The sequence below is a fragment of the Streptomyces sp. 8K308 genome (assembly GCF_004348315.1).
GTDB lineage: Bacteria > Actinomycetota > Actinomycetes > Streptomycetales > Streptomycetaceae > Streptomyces.
The window spans coordinates 1-11,347 of the sequence record NZ_SMKC01000236.1; the positions used below are offsets into that span (position 1 = coordinate 1).

The following is an 11,347-nucleotide window of genomic DNA, read 5'->3' on the forward strand; positions in this document are numbered from 1 at the left end:
GTGGGATGGGGACCGTGTGGGAGGCCAGGGACGAGATCCTCGCCCGGACCGTCGCCGTGAAGGAGTTGCGGCTGCCGGCCGGGGTCGAGGAGGCCGAGCGGCGCCGCATGATCACCCGGACCATGCGCGAGGCCAAGGCCATCGCCACCATCCGCAGCCGCGGCGTCGTCACCGTGTTCGACGTCGTGGACGAGGGCGGCCGGCCCTGGATCGTGATGGAGCTGATCGAGGGGCGCTCGCTGGCCGACGTCATCCGGCGGGACGGGCCGATGGCGCCGCGGCGGGCCGCCGAGATCGGCCTGGAGATCCTCGACGTGCTGCGCGCCGCGCACGCGGCCGGCATCCTGCACCGGGACGTGAAGCCGTCCAACGTCCTCGTCTCCGAGGACGACCGCGTCGTCCTCACGGACTTCGGCATCGCCAAGGTGGAGGGCGATCCGTCGATCACCTCGACCGGCATGCTGGTGGGCGCGCCGTCGTACATCTCGCCCGAGCGGGCCCGTGGCGAGGTGCCGGGGCCGCCGGCCGACCTGTGGTCGCTCGGCGCGCTGCTGTACTGCTGCGTGGAGGGCCGGCCGCCGTACGACGAGGGCGGGGCCATCGCCACGCTGGCCGCCGTGATGCACGACCCGGTGGTGCCGCCGAGCCAGGCGGGGCCGATGACCGAGGTCATCAACGGGCTGCTGGTCAAGGACCCGGCGCGGCGGATCGACGAGCCGACCGCCCGGGAGATGCTGCAGGAGGCGCTGCGGGCGCCGGAGCGCTCGGACGACCAGACGGTGGTGGTCGGGCTCGCCACGCTGGGCCGCGGCCCGGCGGAGCCGCCGGCGACGGTCGTGGCCCCCGCCGTCGCGGGGGGCGAGCGGCGCCGGCGGACGCTGATCGCCGCCGCGGTGGTCGTCGTGCTGCTCGCCGTGCTCGGCACCACGCTGTTCCTGACGCTCGGCGGCGACGGTGACGGCAACACCGAAGTGGACGGGCGGGGGCCCACCGGCGAGCCGACGCAGGAGCAGTTCGACGAGTCATCGGAGGAGCCGGTCGACGAGCGCTCCGAGGAAGCGGCCGAGGAGCCGACACAGGAGCCGACGGGGGAGGTCACCGCCGACCCGGAGGAGGGCGAGGGGGACGAGGGGCCGCCCGGCACCGCGCCCGAGGCCGACCCAGAGGACGACTCGCTGCCCGGACATCCCGCCGGATACGCGGAAGTCGTGGATCAGGACTTCCGGTTCCGGATATCGTTGCCGAGGGGTTGGGAGCGCGTCGACATAGCCGGCCAGAACTCGGGCGGGATATACAGCGCGCGGGACGGTGGGCTGCCCAAGGTCCAGGTGGACTTCACCGCGAGTCCGGGGGAGGACGCGGAGGCCTCCTGGCGGGAGCTCGAGCCCACGGTCCGGAGGAACAGCACGAACTACGAGCTGCTGAGCATCGAGACGGTGAGCTGGCGGGACTATCCCTCCGTCGCCGACTGGCAGTTCGAGCGCACGGAGGACGGCGAGCGGGTCCGGGTGCTGAACCGTGGCTTCCGGGTCGACGACGACCATGGCTACGCGATCATGATCACCTGCGCCGCCGACGCCTGGGACGAGAGCGACTGCGAGACGCTGCGCGAGACGGCCTTTCAGACCTTTCAGCCCCTGGACTGAGACATAAGTCGAGTTGACGGACCGTAGCCGTGGCACCGCTACGAGACGTATCGTGGAAGACCGGTTGTGCCCGGAGCGCGGCGGCGGTGGGGAGGCATCGTGGACCACTACACAGGGCGGCTGCTCGCCGATCGCTACCGCCTCCCCAGGACACCCGCCGATGAGTTCGAGTTCGTCGAGTCCCGGGCCTTCGACACCGCGAGCGGTCAGGAAGTCCTGGTGCGCCAGGTGCCGTTGCCCGAGGTGGTGGACGCCGAGACGCTCGACGCGGACGGCCGGCAGGGCGGGGTGCGTGGCCTCGGCGGCGACCGGGCCACCCGGGTGCCGGACGATCCGGTCGTCAGGCGGGCCGTGGAGGCCGCGGCGGCCGCCGCCCAACTCCCCGACCACCCGCGGCTTGGCCAGGTCTTCGACGTCTTCGTGCAGGGCGAAGGGCTGTGGGTCGTCAGCGAGTTACTGCCGGCGAGGTCGCTGGCCGCGGTGCTCGCCGAGGAGCGGCTCGGCCCGTACCGGGCGGCCGAGGTGGCCGCCGACCTGCTCGCCGCGTTGCGGATCGTGCACGCGCACGGCTGGACCCATCGCAACGTCACCGCCCGCACCGTGCTGATCTGCGACGACGGGCGCGCCGTGCTGACCGGCCTGGCGGCCGGGGCCGCGGAGGAAGTGCTCTGCGGGTACGACCCGTTGCCCTCCGGCGTGCCGGAGACCTTCGTGCGGGAGTCGCGCCGTCAGGGCCAGGGGCTCGCCGCGGAGACCGGCGAGTTGCCCAGGGTCGGGCCGGCCGCGGACTGGGGCACGGGCAGCATCCCGCAGATGCAGCAGCCGCACCCCGAGTTGCCGCAGCCCGAGTTGCCGCAGCCCGAGTCGCCCCAGCCTCAGTTGCCGCAGGCACCGCAGCAGGCCCAGCCGTGGCCGAGCGGCGAGGGGCAGGTCGTCGATCCGTTGGCCGTCAGCGCGCCGCCGCCCGGCTTCGTGCGGGAGGGGCCGAACGGCCCTGGGCCCGAGGCGTACCGCCGCTGGCAGAACGGCGGCGGCACCGGGGATCGGCCGGCGGCCGACCTGGTGGCCAGGATGCGTGACCAGGGCGGCCGGCCCGAGCGGTCCGACGGGCTGCCGAGCAGCTGGGACTTCGAGGGCGGAGACGGCCGGTCGGCGGCCGATCGGGCCGCCCGCAGCGGCGCCATCGCGGCGTACCGCGCCGGCACCCAGGCGGGCGCGGCGCGGCGCTCCACCGCCCCCGCGCCCACCGAGGGGCCGGGCGTAGGGGCGCGCCCGAGCCACCCGGCGCGCACCGGCTGGGAGCCGCCGCCGAAGCCCGCGCACCACTCGCAGCAGCTGCCCCAGGTGCGGCTGCCCCAGCAGGCGGAGGCCGAGCCCGACCGGTACCGGGGCCCGGACAGCGCGCTCGCCGCCGAGCGCGCGCGGCAGGCGCGCATCATGACGGTGGGCGCCGTCACCGAGCGGTGGGCGCCCGAGCAGGCGGGCCCGGTCCACGACCACTGGCGGCTGGCCCCACCGGTCGGCCCCGCGGCCGACTTCTGGGCCCTGGGCGCCCTGCTCTTCCGCGTGGTGCAGGGCTACCCGCCCTACCCGGAGGACAGCGCGGCCGAGCTCACCCAGGCCGTCTGCGCCGAGCAGCCCGCGTTCGCCGAGGACTGCGGGGCGCTGCGCCCCGTCATCGAGTCGCTGCTCCGGCAGGACCCGACGGAGCGGCCGAGCGCCGAGGAACTGCGCGGCTGGCTGCGCTCGCTGCTGCGCAGCGCGCCCGAGCCCGAGGTGGGCCGGCGCACCGTCACCGCGCCGCCGCCCGCGCTCGAGCCGGGGCGCCCCGCTGACCCGCGCCGGCTGCCGATCCTGCGGCGGCGCGGCGAGATAGTGGGGCCGCGGCGGCGCCCGCGCGAGCGGGGGCAGCGCAGCCCGCGGCGGCTCGGCCGGGCGCTGCTGACGCTGGTGCTGCTCGGCATGGCCGGCGCCGTGGCCTATGTGCTGGCGTTCATGGCCGATGACCGGGACGCCGGCTCGCCGACCGGCGATGGCGGGGTGAGCGAGCGCCCTCCCGCCGAGGAGGCGCCCCCGGCCGAGGTGGACGACGAGCCCACCGCCGGCGAGAGCGGGCAGGCCACGGACCAGGGGGAGCAGGGCGAGGACGAGGGCGAGAGCGAGCCGTCCACCGCGGAGGGCGACCAGCAGCCGGCGCCGCCGCCCGAGGGCTTCACCGCCGTCGAGGACGAGGCCGGCTTCGCCCTCGCCGTGCCCGACGGCTGGGACCGCCAGGGGCTCAACGGCGACGGCCAGGTGATCTACGGCGACGGCGGCCTGGAGATCGTGGTGGTTCCCGGCCGGGACGGCGCCGAGGAGTTCGGCGACGACCCGATGGACTACCAGCTCAGCGCCGAGCCCGAGTTGGCCGTCCAGCGCAACTACCAGTACGCCACCTCGTCCGGCCTGATCGAGACCAGGGTGGGCAACGTCCGCATGGCCGACGGCGTGTTCGGCTGGCGCGAAAACGGCGCGGACGTGGTGGCGTTCAACCGGGTGCTGCTGGTGGACGGCTCGTACCACATCGTGCTGGTGCGCGGCCCGGCCGACGAGCGCGACCGGCTGGCCGAGATCGCCGACGTCACGGCCGGCAGCTACCGGGCCGGGTAACCGTCCGGCGGCAGAAAGTCGTTACCGGTAGGTAGGCAGCCGCCGCGCCCGGCCTTACCCTCCGGCTATGACGACGACCCGGCCGTCCGACATGTCCGACCCGCGGGCCCGTGCGGCCCGCCTCGTCACCCCGAAGCTGGTGGCCCGGCTGACCGAGGGCCTGCCGGGCAGCGGCCTCGCCCCCGTCCACAGCCCGCTGACCGGCGAGCGGCTCGCCGAGCTGCCCACCGCGGCGCCCGACGAGGTCGCCGCCGCGTTCGACCGCGCCCGCGCCGCCCAACGCGCCTGGGCCGCGGTTCCCGTCCGGCGCCGGGCCGCCGTGCTGCTGCGCCTGCACGACCTGCTGCTGCGCCGCCAGGACGAGGTACTCGACCTGATCCAGCTGGAGACCGGCAAGGCCAGGCTGCACGCGCACGAGGAGGTGCAGGCCGTCCTCGCCGCCGCCCGCCACTACGGCCGCGCCGCCCCCGGCTATCTGCGGCCCAGGCGGCGCGGCGGCGCCTTCCCGCTGCTCACCCGGGTCCGCGAGCTCCGCCACCCGCGCGGCGTCGTCGGCCACATCTCGCCCTGGAACTACCCCCTCGAACTGTCCGCTGGCGACGCGCTGCCCGCGCTGGTCGCCGGCAACGCCGTGGTGATGAAGCCCGATACCCGGACCGCGCTGACCGCCCTGTGGGCGCGGCTGCTGCTGGTCGAGGCAGGGCTGCCGGCCGACGTCTGGCAGGTGGTGCTCGGCGACGGCCCGGTCGTCGGCCCCCAGCTGGTGCGGCACGCTGACTACGTGACGTTCACCGGCTCCACCCGCACCGGCCGCGAGGTCGCCCAGGGCGCGGCCGCCCGGCTGATCGGCGCCAGCCTCGAACTCGGCGGCAAGAACGCCATGCTGGTGCTGAAGGACGCCGACCTGGGCCGGGCGGTGGCCGGCGCGGTACGCGGCTGCTTCTCCTCCGCCGGCCAACTGTGCATCTCCGTCGAGCGACTCTACGTGCACGAGGCGATCGCCGACGAGTTCCTGCGGCGGTTCGCGGCGGCCACCGCCGCGCTGCGGCTCGGCGCGGACCTGGACTACGGCACGGACGTCGGCTCGCTCGTCTCCCAGGCCCAACTCGACGCCGTCATCCGGCACGTGACGGACGCGGTGGCGCACGGCGCGACCGTGCTCGCCGGCGGCCGGGCCCGCCAGGACCTCGGCCCGTACTTCTACGAGCCCACCATCCTCGACGGCGTCACGCCCGAGATGCGGGTGTGCGGTGAGGAGACCTTCGGCCCCGTCGTCTCGGTCTACCGCTTCGCCGACGAGGACGAGGCCGTCGAGCGCGCCAACGCCACGCCCTACGGCCTCAACTCCAGCGTCTGGTCGCGCGACGCCCGCCGCGCCAGACGGCTCGCCGCCCGGCTGCGCACCGGCACCGTCAACATCAACGAGGCCTACGCGGCGGCCTACGGCAGCGTCGCGGCCCCGATGGGCGGCATGGGCGACTCGGGGCTCGGGCGGCGGCACGGTGCCGAGGGGATCCTCAAGTACACCGAGGCACAGACCGTGGCCGAGCAGCGGCTGCTGCCCATGGCGCCCTCGCTGGGCCTCGACGACCGGGGCTACGCGGCCTTCGTCAGCCGCTCGCTGCGGATTATGAAGGCACTCAGGCTCCGCTGAGGCGAAGGGGCCCGCCTCCCGGGGGAGTGGAAGCGAGCCCCTTCGGTCCGTGGGGCACCAGGCCGGCGCGGACGGCGGCAGGCGTGAGCCGGTGGTCGACTCGTGATGCGCCTGTTCCGACCACTCGCAGATGGAAAAAGTTGTGCCGGTTGTGGTCACGAAAAGGACACGAGGTGTTCGGGGCGTGGGCCGGTGGGCCGCCGAACCCGTGACCATGGCGAAGGGGCCCCGGCCATCCCGGCCGGGGCCCCTTCTTGTCAGCACGGGCGACAGGGCGGCGCCCGTGCTGTGCGGCAGTGCCCGGGGGGTAGACACCGCTGCCGTTGGTCGGACCATTGGAGGGGGGTACGCCTGATCCGCCAACTCGTCTTCGGTTCTCCTTGCCCTTCTCCTTGCATCGTGCGGGATGGAGAGCCGATCCCGCAAGAGCACGGCGGCCGGTCCCCGGCGTCCCGGGAACCGGCCGCCCGAGGTCGTGACCGGCCTGCTGTCCCCTGCCGTCCGGCCACCGCACCGGAGCGAGGTCCCACGACGCATCCACCCTCGCCACACCGCGGAGGGCCGGTGCGTCTCTTCGCCCCGGGGACACTGCCTTCAACGAAGCCGCCGCACCCCCGGTCACGCTCCGTACGGGTGACTCGCCGCGCAGGGGTTCAGACACCGCCCCCGGCGGACGGCCGGAACACGCCCCCGACCGTGTCACCTAGACTCGATGCCATACCCCGGACGACCCCCGCCGGACAACCACCGCCGGAAGGCGCGCGGTGCCCATGGTGACGCAGCACCCATGGCGAAGAAAGGCAGCAGCTTCGTGGCACACGTGGCAGACACGGCCGCCCCCGACGTGACCGCCCCCAACGTGGACGTGGTCCTCGTCGTCGACTTCGGCGCCCAGTACGCGCAGCTCATCGCCCGCCGGGTGCGCGAGGCACGCGTCTACAGCGAGATCGTGCCGTCCACCATGCCGGTGGCCGAGATGCTGGCCCGCGAGCCGCGCGCGATCATCCTCTCCGGCGGCCCCTCCTCCGTCTACGCGAGCGACGCGCCCGGCATCGACCCGGCGCTCTTCCGGGCCGGCGTGCCCGTCCTCGGCATGTGCTACGGCTTCCAGCTGATGGCCCAGGCCCTCGGCGGCACCGTCGACAACACCGGCGCCCGCGAGTACGGGCGCACCGTGCTGAGCGTGTCCCGGCCGTCCTCCACCCTCTTCGAGGGCACCCCCGCCGAGCAGCAGGTGTGGATGTCGCACGGCGACGCCTGCTCCGCCGCCCCGGCCGGCTTCACCGTCACCGCCTCGACGGACACCGTGCCCGTCGCCGCCTTCGAGGACGACGAGCGGCGGCTCTACGGCGTCCAGCACCACCCCGAGGTGCTGCACTCCACCTACGGCCAGCAGCTGCTCGAGCACTTCCTCTACCGGGGCGCCGGGCTCAGCCCGTCCTGGACCACCGGATCCATCGTGGACGAGCAGGTCGCCGCGATCCGCGCCCAGGTCGGGGAGAAGCGGGCGATCTGCGCGCTCTCCGGCGGCGTGGACTCGGCGGTCGCCGCCGCCCTGGTCAACCGGGCCATCGGCGCCCAGCTGACCTGCGTGTACGTGGACCACGGCCTGATGCGCAAGGGCGAGACCGAGCAGGTCGAGAAGGACTTCGTGGCCTCCACCGGCGTCAAGCTCGTGGTGGTGGACGCGGCGGAGCGCTTCCTGGCCGCGCTGACCGGGGTCTCCGACCCCGAGCAGAAGCGGAAGATCATCGGCCGCGAGTTCATCCGGGTCTTCGAGCAGGCCCAGGCCGAGCTGATCGCCGAGGCGGGCGCGGCCGGCGAGGACGTGGCGTTTCTCGTCCAGGGCACCCTCTACCCGGACGTGGTGGAGTCCGGCGGCGGCACCGGCACCGCCAACATCAAGTCCCACCACAACGTCGGCGGCCTCCCAGAGGACCTGGAGTTCGAGCTCGTCGAGCCGTTGCGCAGGCTCTTCAAGGACGAGGTGCGGATGGTGGGCCAGGAGCTCGGCCTGCCCGAGGAGATCGTCCACCGCCAGCCGTTCCCCGGGCCCGGGCTCGCCATCCGCATCGTCGGCGAGATCACCCCGGAGCGCCTGGCGATCCTGCGCGAGGCCGACGCCATCGTCCGCGAGGAGCTGACGGCGGCCGGCCTGGACCGCGACATCTGGCAGTGCCCGGTCGTCCTGCTCGCCGACGTCCGCAGCGTGGGCGTCCAGGGCGACGGCCGCACCTACGGCCACCCGATCGTGCTGCGCCCGGTCTCCTCCGAGGACGCCATGACGGCCGACTGGTCCCGCCTCCCCTACGAGCTGCTGGCGAAGATCTCCAACCGCATCACCAACGAGGTCCGCGACGTCAACCGCGTGACGCTGGACATCACCAGCAAGCCGCCCGGCACCATCGAGTGGGAGTGACCGCGCCCGGCGGCGGCCCGGCCGCCGGCTAGCAGGCCCCCGCGCGCGGGCGCACCATGGAGGGGTGGCATCCGACGAGGCTCGGCCCGGGCCAGGACTCGGGTACACCCCGAGGGGCAGCCCCGGGCCGCTCGAGGTGGCCAGCGCCGCCACCGTCGTGATCGGCCCTGGCGGCACGGTCCTGGGCTGGACCCGGGCGGCGGAGGAACTGCTCGGCTATCCGGCGACCGAGGTGGTGGGGCGCTCCGCCGCCATGCTGCTGACGGCGCCCGGTGACCGGCTGCGGGCGGCGGCCGTAGCCCGCCGGTGCCGCACGGGGGCGAGCTGGGCCGGCACGGCGACCGTCCGCAGCCGGGACGGGCGACGCGTCGAGGCCCAGCTGCGGGTCTCCCCGCCCTTCTCGCTCGACGACCGGGAGTGCTTCCTCGTCTCGGCCGGCGAACGACAGCTGTCGCACACCGTGAGCGAGTCGGTGCTCGAGGGGCTCCTCACCCGGTCGCCGATCGGCATGGCCGTGATGGACGCGGAGCTGCGCTACGTGTGGATGAACGACACCCTCGAACGCGCCGGCGGCGTGCCGCGCGAACAGCGCCTCGGGCGCCGGCTGAGCGAGGTGCTGCCCGGCCTGGACGCCGAGCGGCTCGAGGCGCTGATGCGCGAGGTGCGGGACACCCGCACGCCGTTGGTCGACCACGAGTACACGGGCTGGAGCTGGGCCGACCCGCAGCGCCTGCACGCCTACTCCACCTCGTTCTTCCCGCTCGTCGACGACGAGGACCGGGTGATGGGCGTGTGCTACCTGGTCATGGACGTCACCGACCGGTGGGAGGCGCGGCAGCGCCTGGCGTTGATCAACGAGGCGAGCGGGCGCATCGGCAGCACGCTGGACATCGACCGCACCGCGCAGGAGCTCGCCGATGTCGCCGTCCCCTCGCTGGCCGACTTCGCCGCCGTCGACCTGCTGGAGCCGGTGCTGCACGGCGAGGAGCCGGCCTTCCTGCCCGTGGACCCGAGGCCCCTGATGCGGCGCTGCGGCCTGCGGTCGGTGCGCGAGGGCGCGCCGGAGGCGGTCGCCAGGCTCGGCGAGCAGGTCGGCTTCCTGCCCCCGCACCACAACAGCCGGTACCTGGCGGACGGGGACGCCATGCTGATCCCCTCACTGGATCCCGACGACGAGACGTGGGCGCGGGAGTACCCGGAGCGTGCGCGGACGATGCGCGAGTTCGGGTTGCACTCCCTACTCGCCGTTCCCCTGCGGGCCCGAGGCGTGGTGCTCGGGCAGGCGATCTTCCTGCGGTCGCGCAACCCCGCCCCCTTCGTGCCCGACGACCTGTTGCTCGCCCGCGAGCTGGTGGACCGGGCGGCGGTGTGTGTGGACAACGCCCGCCGCTACAGCCGGGAACGGGCCGCCGCGCTCGCCCTGCAGCGCAGCCTGCTGCCGCGCCAGCTGACCGGCGGGATCGGGCTCGACGTGGCGTCCCGGTACCTGCCGGCCCGGATCCGCGAGGGGGGAGGGGGCGTGGGCGGCGACTGGTTCGATGTGATCCCGCTCTCCGGGGCCAGGGCCGCCCTGGTCGTCGGCGACGTGGTGGGCCACGGCGTCACCGCGGCCGTGACCATGGGCCGGCTGCGGACGGCGGTGCGGACCCTCGCCGACATGGAACTGCCACCCGAGGAGCTGCTGGCCCACCTCGACGACTGGGCGATCCGCGTCATCGAGGAGGAGTCGGGCGACCAGGCCGCCGCCGCGACCGTGCTGGGCGCCACCTGCCTGTACGCCGTCTACGACCCGATCACGCGGCGGTGCACGTTGGCGAGGGCGGGCCACCCGCCGCCCGCCATCGTCACCCCCGACGGCGACGTCACCTTCCCCGAACTCCCGGCCGGGCCCCCGCTGGGGCTCGGCGGGCTGCCCTTCGAGCCGGCCGAGTTCGAGCTGCCCGAGGGGAGCCTGATCGCGCTCTACAGCGATGGGCTCGTCGAATCACCCGACCAGGACATCGACACCGGGATGGCCCGTCTCGGGCGGGCCCTGGCGCGGCCCGGCCGGCCGCTCGACGAACTGTGCACGGCGGCGACCGAGATCCTGGGGCCCGGCCCACCGTTCGACGACGTCACGCTGCTGCTGGCTCGCACCCACGCGCTGACCGCCGAGCGGGTCGCCTCCTTCGAGTTCCCCTCGGATCCGGCCGTGGTGGCCCAGGCCCGCGCCAGGACCGGGGAGCAGCTGGCGCGCTGGGGCCTGGCGGACCTGGCCATGACGGCGGAGCTGCTGGTCAGCGAGCTGGTCACCAACGCCATCCGGTACGCCAGCGGGCCGGTCAGGCTGCGGCTCATCCGGCAGTCCGTCCTCACCTGCGAGGTGGCGGACGCCAGCAGCACCTCGCCGCGGCTGCGCCACCCGAGGACGCTTGACGAGGGCGGCCGCGGCCTGTTCCTGGTGGCCCAGCTCGCACACCGCTGGGGCACGCGCTACGTCGGCGACGGCAAGACCATCTGGGCCGAGCTTGACGTCCGCCCGGCACCCGCGGGTGACGACCGTCCCGCGCCGGAGCCGGTCGCGGCCTGAGCCACGCGTGGCCGTCAGCGGGACCGGGCCCGGGTGACGCGGCCGTGCCGAATGACGTGGACGGTGTCGGCGTGTTCCGCGACGAGCGCCGGTTCGTGGCTGACGAGGACGATGGCGAGGCCCTTCGCGTCCCGTTGCGCACGCAGCAGGTCCAGGATCATGGCGCTGGTGGCGGGGTCGAGTGCGGAGGTGATCTCGTCGCACAGCAGGACGTCGGGTTCGGCGGCGAGGGCGCGGGCGATGGCGACGCGCTGCCGCTGGCCTCCGGAGAGTTGGGCCGGGTAGCGGTCGGCGAAGTCGGCCGGCAGGTCCACGTCCGCGAGCAACGCCCGAACCCGCCGGGGAACGTCGCCGCGGGCGACGCGGCGGTGCAGGCGCAGGGGGCGGGCGAGGGTGGTGCCGATCCGGTG

The 11,347-nt window shown here is 74.6% G+C and carries 6 protein-coding genes; 5 read left to right on the plus strand and 1 reads right to left on the minus strand.

Features of this window, described 5'->3' with window-relative positions:
- The 5 genes from E1265_RS25770 to E1265_RS25790 all read left to right on the plus strand — a co-directional run.
- The coding region (locus tag E1265_RS25770; protein WP_132933404.1) for a serine/threonine-protein kinase at nt 1-1,646 on the plus strand (1,646 nt) is incomplete at its 5' end.
- A 99-nt stretch (nt 1,647-1,745) separates the two neighbouring features.
- Nucleotides 1,746-4,295: a protein kinase gene (locus E1265_RS25775; RefSeq protein WP_132933405.1), complete on the plus strand. Its 2,550-nt coding sequence runs from the start codon at nt 1,746-1,748 to the stop codon at nt 4,293-4,295.
- Nucleotides 4,296-4,362: 67 nt separating this feature from the next.
- Nucleotides 4,363-5,949 carry a succinic semialdehyde dehydrogenase gene (locus tag E1265_RS25780; RefSeq protein WP_132933406.1) on the plus strand — a complete coding sequence of 529 codons (1,587 nt, stop codon included), beginning with the start codon at nt 4,363-4,365 and terminating at the stop codon, nt 5,947-5,949.
- Nucleotides 5,950-6,736: 787 nt separating this feature from the next.
- Entirely contained in the window at nt 6,737-8,368 is a 1,632-nt protein-coding gene (guaA, locus tag E1265_RS25785) for a glutamine-hydrolyzing GMP synthase (RefSeq protein ID WP_132933407.1), read from the plus strand.
- Between the two features lie 136 nt (nt 8,369-8,504).
- Entirely contained in the window at nt 8,505-10,937 is a 2,433-nt protein-coding gene (locus E1265_RS25790) for a SpoIIE family protein phosphatase (RefSeq protein WP_243741107.1), read from the plus strand.
- Nucleotides 10,938-10,951: 14 nt separating this feature from the next.
- On the opposite strand, the gene E1265_RS25795 is transcribed toward E1265_RS25790, so the two are convergent.
- A partial coding sequence (locus E1265_RS25795) for an ATP-binding cassette domain-containing protein (protein WP_132933409.1) occupies nt 10,952-11,347 on the minus strand: 396 nt, incomplete at its 5' end.